General features: G+C 75.4%; 13 protein-coding genes, 2 tRNA genes and 6 pseudogenes. 13 read left to right on the forward strand and 8 right to left on the reverse strand.

All coding sequences use genetic code 11. The annotated features are described in order from the left end of the window. Positions 1 to 56 precede the first annotated feature (56 nt). Entirely contained in the window at positions 57 to 662 is a 606-nt protein-coding gene (locus tag ABEB13_RS23860; RefSeq protein WP_380232566.1) for a 5-formyltetrahydrofolate cyclo-ligase, read from the reverse strand. A 4-nt stretch (positions 663 to 666) separates the two neighbouring features. Between ABEB13_RS23860 and ABEB13_RS23865 the strand changes: the two genes are divergently transcribed. From ABEB13_RS23865 to ABEB13_RS23900, 8 genes and pseudogenes are all read left to right on the forward strand, one after another. Continuing rightward, entirely contained in the window at positions 667 to 1,620 is a 954-nt protein-coding gene (locus ABEB13_RS23865; RefSeq protein WP_345707125.1) for a GGDEF domain-containing protein, read from the forward strand. 55 nt (positions 1,621 to 1,675) lie between these two features. After that, positions 1,676 to 2,596, forward strand: coding sequence for a UTP--glucose-1-phosphate uridylyltransferase GalU (gene galU, locus ABEB13_RS23870; RefSeq protein WP_100888848.1), 921 nt, complete (start codon positions 1,676 to 1,678; stop codon positions 2,594 to 2,596). A gap of 24 nt (positions 2,597 to 2,620) precedes the next feature. Next, on the forward strand, positions 2,621 to 3,961 hold the full coding sequence (gene glp, locus ABEB13_RS23875) for a molybdotransferase-like divisome protein Glp (RefSeq protein WP_380231671.1): 1,341 nt from the start codon (positions 2,621 to 2,623) through the stop codon (positions 3,959 to 3,961). A gap of 115 nt (positions 3,962 to 4,076) precedes the next feature. Further along, a pseudogene (gene moaC / locus ABEB13_RS23880) lies at positions 4,077 to 4,513 on the forward strand (cyclic pyranopterin monophosphate synthase MoaC). Then, complete coding sequence (locus tag ABEB13_RS23885) at positions 4,510 to 5,070, forward strand: MogA/MoaB family molybdenum cofactor biosynthesis protein (RefSeq protein ID WP_345707126.1); 561 nt, start codon at positions 4,510 to 4,512, stop codon at positions 5,068 to 5,070. Before moaC ends, ABEB13_RS23885 begins: the two are co-directional and overlap by 4 nt. After that, a pseudogene (locus tag ABEB13_RS23890) lies at positions 5,067 to 5,692 on the forward strand (GNAT family N-acetyltransferase). Before ABEB13_RS23885 ends, ABEB13_RS23890 begins: the two are co-directional and overlap by 4 nt. A 151-nt stretch (positions 5,693 to 5,843) precedes the next feature. Beyond that, positions 5,844 to 7,061, forward strand: a complete 1,218-nt coding sequence (gene sepX / locus ABEB13_RS23895; RefSeq protein WP_345707127.1) for a divisome protein SepX/GlpR — start codon at positions 5,844 to 5,846, stop codon at positions 7,059 to 7,061. A 17-nt stretch (positions 7,062 to 7,078) separates the two neighbouring features. After that, positions 7,079 to 7,152, forward strand: a tRNA-Ala gene (locus tag ABEB13_RS23900). 112 nt (positions 7,153 to 7,264) lie between these two features. Here the strand turns inward: ABEB13_RS23900 and ABEB13_RS23905 are convergent. Further along, positions 7,265 to 7,956, reverse strand: a pseudogene (locus tag ABEB13_RS23905) (8-oxoguanine DNA glycosylase OGG fold protein). 296 nt (positions 7,957 to 8,252) lie between these two features. Between ABEB13_RS23905 and ABEB13_RS23910 the strand changes: the two are divergent. Further along, positions 8,253 to 8,326 (forward strand) — tRNA-Trp (locus ABEB13_RS23910). Between the two features lie 383 nt (positions 8,327 to 8,709). Here the strand turns inward: ABEB13_RS23910 and ABEB13_RS40725 are convergent. The 4 genes and pseudogenes from ABEB13_RS40725 to ABEB13_RS23925 all read right to left on the reverse strand — a co-directional run. Further along, positions 8,710 to 9,120 (reverse strand): annotated as a pseudogene (locus ABEB13_RS40725) (SDR family oxidoreductase); the annotation flags it as partial. A 91-nt stretch (positions 9,121 to 9,211) separates the two neighbouring features. After that, positions 9,212 to 9,901: a TNT domain-containing protein gene (locus tag ABEB13_RS23915; RefSeq protein WP_345707128.1), complete on the reverse strand. Its 690-nt coding sequence runs from the start codon at positions 9,899 to 9,901 to the stop codon at positions 9,212 to 9,214. A gap of 206 nt (positions 9,902 to 10,107) precedes the next feature. Next, positions 10,108 to 10,518 carry a GlcG/HbpS family heme-binding protein gene (locus ABEB13_RS23920; RefSeq protein ID WP_345707129.1) on the reverse strand — a complete coding sequence of 137 codons (411 nt, stop codon included), beginning with the start codon at positions 10,516 to 10,518 and terminating at the stop codon, positions 10,108 to 10,110. A gap of 88 nt (positions 10,519 to 10,606) precedes the next feature. After that, a pseudogene (locus tag ABEB13_RS23925) lies at positions 10,607 to 11,856 on the reverse strand (MFS transporter). Positions 11,857 to 12,022: 166 nt separating this feature from the next. Here ABEB13_RS23925 and ABEB13_RS23930 point away from each other — a divergent pair. Then, the gene (locus ABEB13_RS23930) at positions 12,023 to 12,490 is read left to right on the forward strand and encodes a MarR family winged helix-turn-helix transcriptional regulator (protein WP_345707130.1); all 468 of its coding nucleotides are present in this window, start codon (positions 12,023 to 12,025) and stop codon (positions 12,488 to 12,490) included. A gap of 87 nt (positions 12,491 to 12,577) precedes the next feature. Here the strand turns inward: ABEB13_RS23930 and ABEB13_RS23935 are convergent, their stop codons facing one another. Next, a complete protein-coding gene (locus ABEB13_RS23935; protein ID WP_345707131.1) occupies positions 12,578 to 13,513 on the reverse strand; it encodes a peptidase in 936 nt (311 codons plus the stop codon). Between the two features lie 11 nt (positions 13,514 to 13,524). Beyond that, positions 13,525 to 14,805, reverse strand: a complete 1,281-nt coding sequence (locus tag ABEB13_RS23940) for a VWA domain-containing protein (RefSeq protein WP_345709799.1) — start codon at positions 14,803 to 14,805, stop codon at positions 13,525 to 13,527. Positions 14,806 to 15,004: 199 nt separating this feature from the next. Here ABEB13_RS23940 and ABEB13_RS23945 point away from each other — a divergent pair. From ABEB13_RS23945 to ABEB13_RS23955, 3 genes and pseudogenes are all read left to right on the forward strand, one after another. Beyond that, a pseudogene (locus ABEB13_RS23945) lies at positions 15,005 to 15,846 on the forward strand (ABC transporter ATP-binding protein). Then, positions 15,843 to 16,505, forward strand: coding sequence for an ABC transporter (locus ABEB13_RS23950; protein ID WP_345707132.1), 663 nt, complete (start codon positions 15,843 to 15,845; stop codon positions 16,503 to 16,505). Before ABEB13_RS23945 ends, ABEB13_RS23950 begins: the two are co-directional and overlap by 4 nt. 133 nt (positions 16,506 to 16,638) lie before the next feature. Continuing rightward, on the forward strand, positions 16,639 to 17,142 hold the full coding sequence (locus ABEB13_RS23955; protein ID WP_345707133.1) for a DUF1269 domain-containing protein: 504 nt from the start codon (positions 16,639 to 16,641) through the stop codon (positions 17,140 to 17,142). Positions 17,143 to 17,201 lie beyond the last annotated feature (59 nt).

Genomic DNA, 17,201 nt, shown 5'->3' on the forward strand with positions numbered 1-17,201 from the left:
ACACCGGAGGGCGCGGGCGACCGCGCCCCCTCCGGCGTGTCCGCCCGCGCCGGGGCCTACGCCCGCGCCGGGCCCCACGTCTGCTGCCCGCCGAGGCGGTGCAGTCCCGACGGCGTCACCACCGCGTCCACCGGCCGGTCGTGCGGCTCGGCGGGCACCGTCTCCAGCAGCTCGTGCTCGTACAGCAGGACGGCCAGACGCGGCCGCGCCCCGGCCGCCGCCAGCCGGGCCAGCACCCGGTCGTAGCTGCCGCCGCCGCGGCCCAGCCGCAATCCGCCGCGGTCCACCGCCAGGCCCGGCAGCAGCACCAGCCCGGCCCCGCAGACCGCCTCAGGGCCGAGCCGCGGGCCGGTCGGCTCCAGCAGGCCGCGGCCCGCCGGGGCCAGCCCGCCCGGTCCGTCGTAGGCCGCCCAGTCCAGGTCGTTGTCGGCCAGCAGGACCGGCAGCAGCACCCGCACCCCACGGGCCGCCAGCGCGTCCAGCAGCGGCCCGGTGCCCGGCTCGCCGCCCACCGACACGTACGCCGCCACGGTGCCGCCCGGATCGGCCAGCCCGGCCGCGTGCCCGGCCAGTGCCGCGGCCGCCGCTGCCCGCCGATCGGGTGACATGGCCCGCCGTTCCGCCAGCAGGCGTGACCTCAGTGCGGTCTTCTCGTTGTGCAATGGATTGGCAGTCAAGAGTTCCCCACAGCTCGGCACCGATCGGTGCCCCGAGCCTGACACGCGGAAGGCGCCGGATGTCCACCCCGCTCCTGGTCGACGCCCTCGCGGCGCTCGCCGCCCCGCGCTGGCCGGCGCCGGGCTGCTCGGCCTGCGGCTGCGCCGCGCCGCGGCCGCTGCCGCCGGGCGGGAGTCCGCGCTGCGCCGGGAGATCGGCGAACTCCAGCGCGAACGCGACGAACTCCAGCGCACCGCCTCCTGCGACCCGCTGACCGGCGTGTGGAACTACCGCCACCTGCAGATCACCCTCGACAAGGAGATCGAACGCGCCCGGCGGGCCGAGAGCGCCGACGAGAAGCGTCCGCTCGCCCTGCTCATGCTGGAGATCGCCGGCTTCGACGCCGTCGTCGCCGAGCACGGCCGCAGCCGGGCCGGCGCCGTCCTGCGCGACCTCGCCCAGCGGCTCGCCGTCGAGATCCGCCGCTCCGACACCCTCGGCCGGTACGGCGGCGAGGAGTTCGTGGTGCTGCTCCCCGACACCGGCGCCGAGGGCGCCGCGCAGGTCGCCGAGCGGCTCTGCTGGGCCGTCCGCCGCCACCGGCTGCTCGACTGGTCGGCCCCCGCCCCCGCCCCCGGCCACACCCGGCTCCGCGCCGCCGAGCACGGCGCCGGCCGCGACAACGGCCTCACCGCCACCATCGGGATCGCCGTGATGCCCCGGGACGGCGGCCACGCCGCCCTGCTGCTCCGTGCCGCCGACCGCGCCCTCGGCGAGGCCCGGCAGGCCGGCGGCGACTGCTGGCGGGGCGCCCCGGCGGACGCCGCGGCCGGGCCGTCGGAGCAGCCCGCCGCGCCCGGTAGTGTGTCCGGATGTGTCGGCGGGGCCACCCTCACCTCGGCCGGCCATGCCCGCACCGCTGCTGCCGCTGCCGCCACGGTCGCCGCACGGGACGGGGTCTAAGACCCGATTCACCTCGCTCTCAGTGGGCGCTAAATCGCCTTAGTAAGGTCGACCCATGACGAAGACGAACGCCCGCACCCCCGTCACCAAGGCCGTCGTACCGGCCGCCGGCCTGGGAACCCGCTTCCTGCCCGCGACCAAGGCGACGCCCAAGGAGATGCTGCCGGTCGTCGACAAGCCCGCCATCCAGTACGTCGTCGAGGAGGCCGCCGCCGCGGGCCTGTCCGACATACTGATGGTCACCGGCCGCAACAAGCGCGCGCTGGAGGACCACTTCGACCGCGCCTACGAGCTCGAGGAGCTGCTCGCCCGCAAGGGCGACCACGACCGGCTCCGCCGCGTCCAGGAGTCCGTCCAGCTCGCCAACATGCACTACGTGCGCCAGGGCGACCCCAAGGGCCTCGGCCACGCCGTCCTGGTCGCCGAGCAGCACGTCGCCGGCCAGCCGTTCGCCGTCCTGCTCGGCGACGACCTGATCGACCCGCGCGACCCGCTGCTCTCCCGCATGATCGAGGTCCAGCAGGAGCTCGGCGGCTCCGTCGTCGCCCTCATGGAGGTCGACCCCGCGCAGATCCACCTCTACGGCTGCGCCGCGGTCAAGCCCAACGGCTTCGGCGACGACGTCTTCCGGATCACCGACCTGGTCGAGAAGCCCGACACCGAGGACGCGCCCTCCAACTACGCCGTGATCGGCCGTTACATCCTCGACCCGGCCGTCTTCGACGTGCTGCGCGAGACCCCGCCCGGCCGCGGCGGCGAGATCCAGCTCACCGACGCCCTGCGCGAGCTCTCCGCCCGCGACGACAGCGTCGGCGGCCCCGTCCACGGCGTCCTGTTCAAGGGCCGCCGCTACGACACCGGCGACCGCGCCGACTACCTGCGCGCCATCGTCCGGCTGGCGTGCGAGCGCGAGGACCTGGGCCCCGAGTTCCGCGGCTGGCTCAAGGAGTTCGTCGCCACCGAGATGCAGAGCTGACCCACCACGAAGGCGAGTGAGGCGATGACGAGCGCGGGCCCCGCGAACGACCCCTGCTGCGACGACGCCGGGGCCGCGGTGCCTCGCACGGCCCCGGCCGGGCCACGGATGTGGACGGTCGACGAGCACCTCGCCGACGTCCTCGCCCACGTCGCACCGCTGTCCCCGGTCGAGCTCCCGCTGCTCGACGCCCAGGGCTGCCGGCTCGACGAGGACGTGACCGCCGAGGTCGACCTCCCGCCCTTCGACAACAGCTCCATGGACGGCTACGCCGTCCGCACCGCCGACACCGCACGGGCCACCGACACCTACCCGTCGGTGCTCACGGTCGTCGGCGACATCGCCGCCGGCGCCGGGGAGCTCCCCAAGGTCGGGCCGGGCCAGACTGCCCGGATCATGACCGGCGCACCGGTGCCGCCCGGCGCCGAGGCCGTCGCCCCCGTCGAGTGGACGGACGGCGGCACCGGCACCGGCCGCGCCGCCGACACCATGACCGCCGCGGTGGCCGACGAGGAGGTCCGGGTGCTGCGCCCGGTCGCCGAGGGCGCCCACATCCGCCGCCGGGGCAGCGACGTCACCGCCGGCCAGGGCGTGCTGGCCGCCGGGACGGTGCTCGGCCCCACCCAGCTCGGGCTGCTCGCCGCCATCGGCCGCGGCACCGTCCGGGTGCGGCCCCGCCCGCGCGTCGTGGTGCTCTCCACCGGCAGCGAGCTCGTCCAGCCGGGCGAGACCGCCGGCCCCGGCCGGATCCACGACTCCAACAGCTTCACCCTGACGGCCGCGGCCCGGGAGGCCGGCGCCGTCGCCGTCCGGTTCGGCGGCGTGCCCGACGACGCCGCGGTGCTCCGCGGCGTCCTGGAGGACCAGCTCGGCCACGCCGACCTGATCGTCACCAGCGGCGGCGTCAGCGTCGGCGCCTACGACGTGGTCAAGGAGGTCTTCGAGTCCTACGGCGGCGTCGACTTCCGCCGGCTGCGGATGCAGCCCGGCAAGCCGCAGGGCTTCGGCCGGATCGGCGAGGGCCGCGGCGTGCCGCTGCTCGCCCTGCCCGGCAACCCGGTCAGTGCCTACATCTCCTTCGAGCTGTTCGTGCGCCCGGTGATCCGCACCATGCTCGGCGAACCCGACATCCACCGTCCGGTGGTGCGCGCCCGCTGCACCGCGGCGCTGCGTTCCCCGGCCGGGCGGCGGCAGTTCCTGCGGGGCCGCTACAGCGCGGCGGCCGGCACCGTGACGCCGGTCGGCGGCGAGGGATCGCACCTGGTCGGGGCCCTCGCGCAGGCCGACTGTCTGATCACCGTGCCCGAGGACACCACCTCGACGGAGGCCGGCGCCGACGTGGCTGTGGTCCTTCTCACGGAGTAGGCGGGGCGGGGTTGTACGGTAGCGCGGTATTCGACCCGCGCCACTGGAGCAGACCCGTGACCGACACACCCCCGGCGACCGCCTCACCCACGTCGACGACACCGGCGCCGCCCGCATGGTCGACGTCTCCGAGAAGACGGCGACGGTGCGCACCGCGGTCGCCGCCGGCAGGGTCCGGGTCGCCCCGCGCGTCGTCGAGCTGCTGCGCGGCGAGGGCGTGCCCAAGGGGACGCCCTCGCGGTCGCCCGGATCGCCGGGATCATGGGTGCCAAGAAGACGCCCGAGCTGATCCCGCTCTGCCACCCGATCGCGATCTCCGGGGTCACGGTCGACCTCGCGGTCACCGACGAGGCCGTCGAGATCACCGCCACCGTGCGGACGGCCGACCGCACGGGCGTCGAGATGGAGGCGCTCACCGCCGTCGCGGTCGCCGGCCTCACCGTCGTCGACATGGTCAAGGCCGTCGACAAGGCCGCCGCCATCGAGGACGTCCGGGTGCTCACCAAGACCGGCGGCAAGAGCGGCGACTGGGCGCGCGAGGAGACCCGGTGACCGTCGACGGTCCGGCGGGCCGGGCACTGGCGGTCACCGTCTCCAACCGCGCCTCGGCCGGCGTGTACGAGGACCGCGGCGGCCCGCTGCTGGTGGCAGGCCTGCGCGCGATGGGATTCGCGGTGGACGGCCCCCGGGTGGTGCCCGACGGCGAACCCGTCGAGCAGGCCCTGCGGGAGGCCGTGACGGCCGGCTACGACGTCGTCCTCACCACCGGCGGCACCGGCATCTCCCCGATGGACCTCACCCCCGAGATGACCGCCCGGGTCATCGACCGGCAGATCCCCGGCATCGCCGAGGCCGTCCGGGCGTACGGCCGGGAGAAGGTGCCCACCGCGGCCCTCTCGCGCGGCCTGGCCGGCCTCGCCGGACGGACGGTGATCGTCAACCTGCCCGGGTCCACCGGCGGGGTCAAGGACGGCCTGGCCGTCCTCACCCCGCTGCTCGCCCACGCCGTCGACCAGCTCCGCGGCGGCGACCACCCGCGTCCCGACCGGCCCGTCGGCCCCGGGCCCGAGGACGCCGGTCACGGACGTCCGGCGGGAGGCCCGCACTGAACGCCGGCTGGCCGGTCGAACTGACCGAGGGCGACGTGGTGCTCCGCCCGATCCGGGTCCGCGACCAGCGCGCCTGGCAGGACGCCAACCGCCGCAACCGCGACTGGCTGCGCCGCTGGGAGGCCACCGTGCCGCCGGCACCGGCCGGCCGGGTGGGCGCGTCCCGGCCCAGCTACCGGCAGATGGTCCGCTACCTGCGCGGCGAGGCCGCGGCGGGCCGGATGCTGCCCTTCGCGGTGCTCTACCGCGGCCGGCTGGTCGGCCAGCTGACGGTCGGCGGCATCACCTGGGGCTCGATGTGCTCCGCCAACGTCGGCTACTGGGTCGACGAGGAGGTGGCCGGGCGGGGCATCATGCCGACCGCGGTGGCGCTCGCCGTCGACCACTGCTTCCGCACGCTCGGTCTGCACCGGCTGGAGGTGTGCATCCGCCCGGAGAACGGCCCGAGCCGGCGGGTGGTGGAAAAGCTCGGTTTCCGCGAGGAGGAATGCGGCCGCGCTATCTCCACATCGACGGCGACTGGCGCGACCATCTCGTGTACGCGCTCACGGCCGAAGAGGTTCCGGAGGGCATGCTGCGGCGCTGGCGCGGCGTCAGAAGCAGTCGCCGCGGGTATAATTGAATATCTGTTCGAATAAGATATCGATATGGCATCGGCCCCCGGGTCGAGTGGTGGCAAACACCGGCAAATTAGTCGGAGAATCAGCTTGATCACACGACACGCCGCACCAAATTGCTGCCACCGCTCCGTCCGCCCCCGTACCGTGTGAATCGTGAGCAGTAGCGGCCTTATCTACGCGGTCATCGTGGGAGCCTGGGCCGCCTATCTGGTGCCGATGTGGCTCCGCAGGCAGGACGAGCTCAACGAGTCGCGTCCGACGGAACGCTTCAGTACCGCGATCCGCCTGCTGGCAGGCCGTTCGGCGCTGGAACGGCGCGCATCCCGCTCCCTCGCTGACGAATCCGACGGCGACCCGACGGACACGGACGACCCGACCGGCGAAGAGCCGGGCGCCGCGGCCGCGGACGGGCCTGCGCCCGCAGCGGTCGAGGCGGTCGAAGCAGCAGGCGCGGCGGGCACGGCAGGAACGGCCGGGTCGGACGCCGAGCGCCCCGAGTCCGCTGCCCGGCCGGCCCCCGAGCACGCCGCCGCCCCCGGCGAGCACCCTGCGGACGACCGCCCGGCCGCCGAGCGCACTTCCGGTGACCGGCCCGCGGGTGACCGACCGGTGCCCGAACGGCGGGCCCGCCTGCTCGCGCGGCGCCGGCGGATGGTCACCGCCCTCTTCCTCGCCTTCGCGGTCGGCGCCGTCGTGGCGGCCGTCGCGGGCTTCGCCTTCATCTGGGTGCCCGCGCTGCCGGCCGTCCTGCTCACCGTCTACATCGGTCACCTGCGCCGGCTGGAGCGCCAGCGCTACGAAGTCAAGATCGACCGGGTCCGGGCGGCCCAGGCCGCCGATCGGCTGCGCGCCCGCGAGCAGCGGCGGTCGGCCGACCCCGTCGGCACCCGGCCGGCCGGGGAGCCCGTCGAGGCACCCGCCCGGGCCGTCCGCCACGACGCGGTCCACCCCGGCGACCCCGCCGCCCGGCCGCACCTGCGGCTGGCGGTCGACCCGTCCCGCCACGACGAGCCGGCCGCCTCGCCGGCCACCGCCCTGGCCGAGGCCACCGACCACGAGGAGTGGGTCGACGGCATGCGCGAGCGCGCCGGAGCCGGCCCGGACTCCTGGGAGCCCGTGCCCGTCCCGCTCCCGACCTACGTCACGGCGCCGGTCGCCCCCGGGTCACCCGCGGCCTCGACCTCTCCGGCCCCGGCGTCCGCGACTCCGGCCGCCCCGCCGCCGAGCGGAAGACCCCGCTCTTCGACCAGTACGCGGCCCCCGAGGGCGCTGCGGCGCACGACACGGGCTTCACCACCCGCCCCCGGGCCGCCAACGAATGACCTCGGCGGACCCGCCCGACGACGGTCACGGACGGGTCCCCGGAGGTGATAGAGTTCCTTCTCGTTGGGGCTGTGGCGCAGTCCGGTAGCGCACCTCGTTCGCATCGAGGGGGTCAGGGGTTCGAATCCCCTCAGCTCCACCCAACACAGAGGCCCTCCCGGGTGACCGGGAGGGCCTCTGGCCGTTCGTGCGGCAGGCGTTGACGGTTCCCGGGGCCAGGGGGCGCCGACCGGCGCGGCGGAGAGCGGCCGTCATGGTGTCGGCACCTCCCCGTTCAGGTCGAACAGCAGCCATTCGAGCCAGGCCGCCGGTACGTCCAGGGGCCCGGCCCAGGTGTGCACGGCCTGCACGTAGGCGGCGTACCGGGTGGGCCGATGGCGGGTGCCCGCCGCCTCGATGCTGGTCCAGCCGAGCGCGTTGAGGGTGCGGAAGACCCGGTTGTCGAGGATCAGGGCGTACTCGTCCCCTCGCCGCGGTCGTCCACGGCGGCGAACCACTTGGTGAAGAACGACCGTCCCACCCCGCGCAGGGCGAACCCGTCGTAGGCCGCGCTCAACCGGCCGGCGCGGACGGCGCTGCGGGTCGTCCGGAGGACGTGCGGCAGGCGGGGATCGGACAGCGCGTCAGCGGTGTACCGCGGCCCCCGTCCGTTGGTCGTCCCGGAGCCCCAGATCATGACCGCGACGAACAGGTCCCGGAGCCGGTCGGGTTCGTTGCCGGTCGCCTCCTGCCGGAGCGCCGCCAGGTCGTCACGACTGATCAGGCGGTCGCCGTGCCCGGCACCGCCGATCCGGGCGCCGAGCGCGAGCACGTGTGCCGCCGCGTGGGGTTCCAGCCACGGATGCCAGGTCTGCGGGCGGAAGCGGACCGGTGCCTGCCGCCGGTCGCGATGTGCCTCGACCAGCGGGCGCAGCCGCTCGACCATGTCCCGCGGGGATGCCATGGGTCGAGGATGCCCCGGCACGCCGCAGCGCGTGGGACGAATCGGAGAACACTGTCGCCGGGCGGCTGCGGTGCGGCCTTGTGGCGGGGTGCGGCACGGTGCCGGAGCTCGGCGCGGGTGAGGACGCGATGACCGGCACGCCGCCCGACCACGCGTCGGCCGCCGATATTCGCTCGCCTCGACCCGGTGCCGGTTCCTACGATCGTGGCATCAACAAGCGTTGAGCGCTGGGACGCAAGCGGGGCTGTAACCCCTGCTCCTTCGGGATGGCGAGGTTCGATTCCTCGGCGACGCACTGGTTCGTAGCTCAGTTGGCCAGAGCAGCCGTCTCCAAAGCGGCGTGTCGCAGGTTCGAGTCCTGCCGGACCAGCAGATTGCCCCACGAGGGTCAGCGGGAGGCCTTCCCGGCCAGGTACTGCTCCCACGTCCGTCGGCCCACCGCGCGGGCGGGGAGGTCAGGGCGCCCGCGCGCAACCCGGCGCCGAGCTTGCCGGGCAGCGGCACGGCGAGCACGGGGCGGCGCTTGCCGGCCGCCCGGAGCCAGCCCGCGGCCATCCGGTCGAGCCGCTGGACGACGGGCCCGGCCAGATCGGGGACGCGGCCGGCCGGGGCTTCCAGTGCCAGCTCGACCAGTCGGTCCGCGACCTCGCCCCGGTCGACCGGCTGGCAGAGCGCACCGGCCGGGACGAGCATCACCGGCAGCCTGGACAGCACGGTGAAGGCCTTGTCGAGCAGTTCGGGGAACTGTGTGGCGCGCAGGTTTGTCCAGCCCGTCCCCGAGGCGGCGAGGAGCCGTTCGCCCTCCAGTTTGACGCGGTAGTAGCCGTACGGGATGCGGTCCACCCCCACGATCGAGATGTTGACGATGTGTCGGGTCCCGCCCCGTTCCGCCGCCGCCAGCAGGTGGTGGAAGCCCGGGATGTCGTGCTTGGGATGCCGGGTGTCGCTCGCGCAGTGGATCACGGTGCCGGCCCCGGCGAACGCCGCGTCCAGGCTGGCCCCGGTCGTGAGGTCGCCGGTGAACCAGGCCACGCCCGGATCGTCCGGCAGTGCCGCCCTGCGGGTCAGCGCCCGGACCGGCCGCCCCGTGCGGCGGGCCCGGGCCAGCACCTCGCGGCCCAGACCGCCGGTCGCGCCGGTCACCAGGATCGTGTCGTCGTCCATCGGGTCGGGCCCTTCCGTGCTGCGTCGGTGGTGCGGGCCGCCGGAGTGGCCGACTCGGTCGGCGTCCGGCGCCGGCCGCTCCGGGGCGTGCTCAGATCAGGCGGGCGAGGTACCCGTTGCCGACCAGCCAGAGCACGTTGATCTTGGTGGGGGCATCCGGGACGAGAGTGCCGTCCAACTGGTACTGGAGGCCGTACCCGGGCTGGGCGAACCACGGGGCGATCGGACCCGAGTGCACCGTGAACGGCTTCAGGACGCGGTAGTCGTGGTAGTTGCAGCCCGCGGCGGGCGTGCCGTCCAGGCTCTGCGGCGGGATCGACCGGGAGGCGTACGGCAGGCCCTCCGGTGCGAGGAAGCTGCCGTACTCACTGCCGTACCGGTCGATGGCCTGCCCGGGGACGAGGGTGGCGGTGAACTCGACCGGGGTGCCGTCCGGACGCCGGACGTAGCCGTCAGCGGGCGGGTAGATCCAGCCCGGAGAGCCGGAGTCGGCGGTGGGGCTGTAGTAGGTGGCGAGGAACTTCTGCTCGTCGAGGCCACCGGTGCGCCGGTAGCCGAACAGCTCGCGGCCGACCGGCCCGGCCGTCGGGAGCTCTGCGGGGCCGAGGTGCGGGTCGCCGTCGTGGAAGGTTGCCGAGCACTCGGTGGCCGGGGTCGTCCGGGTGAACGCCGGGGCGAGGGCGGCCGGGCCCGGAACCGCGGGTGCGGCGACGGCGGGGACGGCGGGCCCGACCAGCGCGGCGGCGGCGACGATCGGGGCGAGGAGCAGGCGCAGGCGCACGGTCTCTCCGAGGGGACGGCGGATGAGCCGGAGGACGGGCGGTCACCCTCCGTGCTCGTGACGTAGCCAAGGCAAGCCGATGCGGTGACGATCCGTCAACTGTCCGTGGAGATCGTGTCGCAGCGCCCCGGGGGACCCGGCCGCGCGGGCATGCCGCAGGGGCGCCACCCGCGGCCGGGTGGCGCCCCTGCGGTGTGCCGCGCGGATCAGTCGAGCGCGGCGGCCTTGGCCGCCGCGGTGGCGAAGCCGTGGTCCTGGGCGGGCGCGCCGCCGCCGATGCCGAGGGCGCCGACCAGGCGGCCGTCGCGGTGCAGCGGGATCCCACCGGCGATGAACAGCAGGGGCCGGTCGAGGGCGGTGGGCAGGGTGTGGAAGGGGCCGCCGGGCTGGACGGCCTCGACGAGGTCGGCGGTGGGGGCGTCCAGTTGGAGCGCGGTGTACGCCTTGCGGGTGCTGGTTTCGCCCGCGATCAGCACGGCCCGGTCGTCGCGGCGGAAGGCCAGCAGGTGGCCGCCGGCGTCGAGCACGGTGGCGGAGATCCGGACGCCCTGCTCGGCGGCGGCCCGGTGGGCCGCGGTGATCAGGCGGTCGGCGTCGTGGGTGGTGAGGGTGGTCATGGGTGCTCCCGGGGGTCGGGGGTGGGGGTCGATCGGGGTGCGCGGGTTGCGGGTCGATGGGCGGTGCGGCGGGGGCGGGTTGCGGCGGTCAGGTCCGGACGGGCACTCGCGGCGAGGCCGCGGGCCGGTCGGCGGGCGTACCGGCGGGTGTCTCGGCGGTCGCGCCGGCGACGGCGGAGGAGCGGCGCTCCAGGGCGGCGGACAGCACCGCGAGGGCGAGTGCCGCGGCGGCCATGGCGGCGCCGACCCAGTTCGGCGCGGTGACGCCGAGGCCGGCGGCGATGACGGCGCCGCCCAGCCAGGCGGCGAGCGCGTTGCCGAGGTTGAAGGCGCCGATGTTGACCGCCGACGCCAGGGTCGGTGCGTCGCCGGTCTGGTCGAGGACGCGCTTCTGCAGCGGCGGGACGGTGGCGAAGCCGAGGGCGCCGATCAGCGGGATGGTGATCGCGGCGAGCACCTTGTCGTGGGCGGTGAAGGAGAACACCGCCAGGACGGCGGCCAGCGAGCCGAGGGTGACGAAGAGCATCGGCATCAGCCGGCGGTCGGCGTAGCGTCCGCCGACGAGGTTGCCGGCCACCATGCCGAGCCCGAAGAGCACGAGGAGCCAGGTGACGGAGCCCTCGGCGTAGCCGGCGGCGCCGGTCATCATCGGGGCGATGTAGGTCACGGCGGCGAACACGCCGCCGAAGCCGAGCACGGTCATCAGCATGGCGAGGACGACCTGGACGTTGCGGAAGGCGGCCAGTTCGCGGCGCACGCTCCCCGCGGTCCGGCCGGGGGCCCGGTCGGCGGCCGGGGTGCCGGGGACGAGGGCGGCGATGCCGGCGAGGCCGATCACGCCGAGGGCCGCGACCAGCAGGAAGGTGACCCGCCAGCCGATCTGCTGGCCGACGAGGGTGCCGAGCGGGACGCCGACGACGTTGGCGACGGTCAGGCCGGTGAACATCAGGGCGATCGCGCCGGCCTTCCGGCTGGGGGCGACCAGGTCGGCGGCGACGATGGCGCCGATGCCGAAGAAGGCGCCGTGCGCGAGTGAGGCGATGATCCGCCCGGTGAGGACGAGGCCGAAGGTCGGGGCGAGCGCGGTGACCAGGTTCCCCGCCACGAACAGGCCCATCAGCAGCATCAGCATCCGCTTGCGGGGATCCGGGTGCCGAGGACGGCGAGCAGGGGCGCGCCGACCACGACGCCGAGCGCGTAGCCCGTGGTGAGCAGCCCGGCGGTCGGGACGGAGATGCCGAAGTCCTCGGCGACCTGCGGCAGCAGGCCCATGATCACGAATTCCGTGGTGCCGATGCCGAAGGCGCCGATCGCCAGCGCCAGTAGTGCGAGAGGCATGGGGGTGGCCTTCCGGGTTGGTGCGTGCGAGCCCGGCCGCAGGCCGTTGCGGTGAGCTCCTACCGGCTTCGACATTAATTGCAGACGCGTTTAGTTGCAAGCGCGGGCTATTTCGATGTGGAGCTACCCTGGGACCACACGACTGCGAAGGGAACGGGTGGTCCCCATGACGCGACCCGAGCCGGCTCTGGCCCACGGCTGGTGCGCCCTGTCCGCCCTGCACGGCCGGATCGAGGCGCACATCGAGCGCGCCCTCCAGGCGGAGCACGAGCTGAGCGTGCGCGAGTTCTCCGTTCTCGACGTCCTCAGCGCGCAGCACGAGGGCGAGGGCGGCCACTACCGGATGAACCAGCTCGCCGACGCCGTGGTGCTCAGCCAGAGCGCGACCACCCGCCTGGTCACCCGGCTGGAGGACCGCGGCCTGCTCGCCCGCTACCTCTGCCCGACCGACCGCCGCGGCATCTACACCGACGTCACCGACGCCGGCCGCGCCCTGCTGGAGCTGGCCCGCCCGACCAACGACCACGCGCTGCGCGAGGCCCTCGACGCGGCCGGGCGGCGTCCGGAGCTCGCACCGCTGGTGGCCGCCGTCCGCACCCTGGAGCCCGGCCCGGCGGCACTGCCGGTCGGCTGAGCGCGGGCACGCACGCCGAAGGGCCCGGCCGGACGACGTGGAGTCGTCCGGCCGGGCCCCTTCGTGGTTCGCCGGGTGCCGGGGCCGTCAGTCGCGGTACTGGTCGTACTGCTGGGGCGTCGGCTGGTGGGGGATGGTCGCCCGCGCCGGGGCGGGAGCGGCCGGCCGCCGCCCGCGCGGGTGGCGGGTCAGCGTGTAGCCCCAGACGCCGGCCAGTGCGGCGAGCGCGCCGCCGCCGACCGTCCAGAACCAGCGGGTGTTCCAGCCCGAGAACAGGTCGGAGTACCAGTGCGACTCGGCCGCGGCGGGCGCGGCGACCTGGGCGGTGCCCGGAGCCGGCGAGGCGGAGGCCGAGGCCGTGGCCGTCGGGGAGGCCGCGGCCCCCGGCGCGGCGGTCGAGCCCGCGTTCACCGGCGGGACGAGCGGCGCCTTCAGCGAGCCGCCCTCCGGCTGGGCGTCGTCGGCGCCGCCCTTGGCCGCGACGTGCACCCGGACCTGGGCCGCCAGGCCGAGGTCCTGCTGCGGCACGTCGCCGACCGAGAGCCGCACGTAGTACGTGCCCGGCAGCGGGTCTCCCGACCACGGTTCCGCCCACGACCGGACCTGCCGCAGCGTGCAGCTCAGCGACAGGGCGGCGGCCGAGGCGGCGCCGGTGGCGTTCTGCGGGCCCGCGGTGCAGGCCTGGCGGCGGCGCAGGCCGTCGAAGACCTCCACCGACCAGGTCTGCGCACCGTGCCGGTCCGCGGACGGCGGCAGCGTCACGGTCACGCCCACCGTGGGGGTCTGCCCCTCGGACGCGCCGAACGCCCAGTACAGGTAGTCACCGGTGGAGGCGTCCACCGAGGCGTCCTGGCCGGGCGCCAGCGCGGTCGCGGTCAGGAAGGTGGTGCCGGCCGTCCGGGCCGGGGTCTTCGCCCCGCTCGCCGACGGCGAGGGGGTAGGCGAGGCCGCCCCGGCCGCCGGAGCGGCCAGCAGCACGGCGCCCAGCGCGAGGGCGCCGGCCGCGGTCGTACGCATCGTCATTCCACGCATCGTCAGTTCTCCCGCCAGACGGCGATCCGCCAGCGAGCCAGCCAGCCGAACAGCAGGCCGGCCAGCAGGCCCGCGAGGGTCAGCACCAGCAGCAGGATCCAGCCCCGGCCCAGCCCCATCGCCGGCCCGTCGGGGGCGGGCGAGGCGGCGGTGACGGCGACCGTGAGCTCCAGCGGCAGACCCGGGTCGGCCTGCACGCCGGCCTGCGGCGCGAAGGCGTTGCTGACGATCAGGCAGACCTGGTGGCCGTCGGCCCCGGCCGCGCCGGCGGTGGCGGTGGCGGTCGTCGCGGTCGGCGAGGACTTCCCGCCCGCGGGCGCCGACCAGCGCACACCGGTGGAGGCGACGTCGGTCCGGCCGCTGCCGGCGTCGGTGCCGCGGACGAGTTCCTGCCCCGCGGTGTCGGTGGCCAGCAGCAGCACGCCGTAGTCCCGGGCGACCGCCCGGTCCGGGGTGACGCTGACCGAGGCCCGCAGCTCCTGGCCGGGCTGCACCGGCACCCGGTACACCCGGTGCTCGGAGAACTTCTCGCGGTCGCTGTAGACGCCGGGGGAGAGCACCGGGGCGTCCGGGCAGGTGTCGGTGCCGGCGACCTTGGCCGGGGTCACCTTGTAGGTCTCGCCGGCCCGGTCGACCAGCTGCTTGACCTTGTCGGTGAGCTGCTGCTGCGAGCGCACGTCGGTGTACGTGCCGCCGGTCGCGTTGGCGATGCACAGCAGCTGCTGGCGGGTCTTGTCGTCGTGCGCCAGGCCGAGCGTGTCGACCACCAGGTTGATGCCCTGGGCGGCGAGTTCACGGGCCACCTCGCACGGGTCCGGCGGCGCGCAGGAGTCCTCGCCGTCGGTGATCAGCACCACCCGGCGGGTGGTGGGTCCGTTGCCGAGGTCCTGGGCGGCGCCGCGCAGCGCGAGGCCGATCGGCGTCCAGCCGGTGGGCCGGAGGGTGGCGACCGCGGTCTTGGCCTCCAGCTTGTCCGTCCTGCCGACCGGGTACAGCTGCTTGGTGTCCTTGCAGCCCTCCGCCTTGTCGTTGCCGGGATACGTCGCGCCCAGGGTGCGGATGCCGAACTCGGTCTCGGCGGGCAGCGCGTCGATCACGTCGCTGATCGACTGCTGGGCGACGGAGATCCGGGTCTTGCCCTGGATGTCGGCGGCCCGCATCGAGCCGCTGACGTCGAGGACGAGGTCGACCTTGGGCGCCTCGGTGGCGGCGGCCGTGCCGCCGGTCGGTTCGTCGGCGTGGGCGGGGAGTCCGCTGAGCAGCGCGCCGGCGGCTATCGCCATGGCTGCCAGCAGACCCGCGGCCCGGGCCGTCGGTCGTCGTCTGGTGATCGTCACCGACGCATCCTAGGGATCATCAGTTCGTCTTGCCCAATGCGCCGGCCTGCACGAACTGGTGCCGCGTCAGGCGGCTTTCGCACCGCGACAGGGCGGAGGTCGCCCGACGCGGCACTAGGCTCCGAGGCAGCGGAAGGAGCGTGCGATGAGGCTGACGGGGGTGGGCCGCAGGTACGGCCGGGGCGGCCCGTGGATCCTGCGCGGGGTGGGGCTCGCGGTGGCGCCCGGCGAGGTCGTCCGGATCGAGGGCCGCAACGGCAGCGGCAAGTCCACGCTGCTGCGGATCGCGGCCGGCGTCGAGCGGCCCACCGAGGGCGCCGCCGCCCTGCCGGCCCGGCGCGCGTACGTGCCCGAGCGCTTCCCGCCCGCGCTGCCGTTCGACGTCCGCGGCTACCTGCGCAGCCTCGGCCGCGTCCACGGCCTGGACGCGGCCGAGGCGGCCCGCCGCGCCGCCCACTGGATGGAGCGCTTCGGCATCGCCGACCGGACGGGCACCCCGCTGGGCCGGCTCTCCAAGGGCACCTGCCAGAAGGTGGCGGTCGCCCAGGCGCTGCTCGCCGAGGCCGACCTGCTGGTGCTCGACGAGGCCTGGACGGGCCTGGACGGCGCCGCCCGGGCCGAACTCGACGATGCCGTGGCCGAACGCGCGGCCGCCGGCGGACGGGTGCTCTTCGTCGACCACGACCCGGAGCGCCTCGCGGGGCAGGTCACCGCCGGGTACGCGGTGCACGCGGGCGCACTGCGCCCCGGTGATCCCCCGGCCGGCCCGGCGGTCCGACGGTGCGGATCGAGGTCGAAGGGCCGGTGCCGCCCGCCGACCTGCTGCCCGGACGGCCGGTCCGCACCGCGGGCCCCGGCGGCGTGACGGTGCTGGAGGTTTCCGCCGTCTCCTCGGACGCGCTGCTGCGCCGGCTCCTCGCGGGTGGCCGGACGGTGCACGTCCGCTCGGTGGCGGTCGCCGACGCCCTCGCCGGGGAGGCCCGGTGAACGCGCTGACCCGTCATCACCTGGAGCTGCTGCTGCGCTCCCGGCGCTGGCTGCCGCCCTTCCTCTGCTACGGCATCCTGCTCGTCCTCGGCATCTCGGGCGGCGACGACCCGCTGTCGGGCTGCGCGTACAGCGCCGGGCTCCTGCTGCCGGTCACCGCGTGGTGCGTGCGCATCGCGCTGACCGCGGAGCCGGCCGCCGCACGGGCCTGCCGGGCCGCCGCGGCCGGCCGCGTCCGGGTGCACCTGGCCGCGCTGCTGGCGGCCCTGATCACCGCCCTGGGGCCCGCCGTGGCCGGCGCGGCGGCGGCCCTGCTGGAGGGCACCAGCACCCGGGTCGGCCCGGCGACCGTGGCCGCGGCCGCCGTCGGTGCCACCGCGGCCTGCCTGCTGCTGGGGCTGGCCGTCGGCGCGCTGGGCAGCCGCCCGGTGGTGGCGGACCGGACGTACGGCATCCTGCTGACGCTCGGCGGCACCGTCCTGGTCCTGCTGCTGCCGGGATCGCCCGGCCGCACGGTCGTCCGGGGCCTGGTGCTCGGCGCCCGCGACGGCCGGGTCGACCTGGCCGGCGGGATCGCGCCGGCGCTGGCGCTGTCCGTGCTGCTCGCGGCCGCCGCGGTGGCCGTGGCGGCGGTGCTGGCCGACCGGCGCAGCGAGTGAGTCCCAATATCGGACACACCGCCATCAACACCTATAAATATGCCAAATCGTCGCTAGGCTGCCGACATCAGCAGCGGTGCGGGCCCGGCCGTTCCCCGGCCCGCACGTTCGACGAGTTGGAAGGACCCCGCGCGTGAGCAACCTCTTCGCCATCGCCTACCCCGACGTGGCCACTGCCCAGCAGGTCCGCGACGACGCGATCGGTCTGCAGAAGCAGAAGCTGATCGACCTGGAGGACATCGTCGTCGTCGAGCGCCGGCCCGACGGCAAGATCAAGCTGCACCAGGCGGTGAACACGACCGGCATCGGCGCCGCGTCCGGCGCGCTCTGGGGCGGGGTGATCGGCCTGCTGTTCTTCATGCCGTTCCTGGGGGCCGCGATCGGCGGCGCGACCGGTGCCGCGGTGGGGTCCGCGACCGACGTCGGCGTCGACGACAAGTTCATGAAGGAGGTCGGCCACAAGCTCGAACCGGGCTCTGCCGCCGTCTTCCTGCTCGTCCGCTCGGCCACCGCGGACAAGGTCGTCCCGGCGCTCGCCCGGCACGGCGGCGAGATCCTGCAGACCTCGCTCAGCGCCGAGCAGGAGGAGCACCTGGTCGACGCCGTCAAGGCCGCGCAGGCGACCGCGGCCGGGTGACCGGGCCGGCCGCCGGCCCACCGGGGCCGGGGAGCGAACCCCGCCGCCCCGGCCGGTCG

The organism is Kitasatospora paranensis (genome assembly GCF_039544005.1).
GTDB classification, from domain to species: Bacteria; Actinomycetota; Actinomycetes; order Streptomycetales; family Streptomycetaceae; genus Kitasatospora; species Kitasatospora paranensis.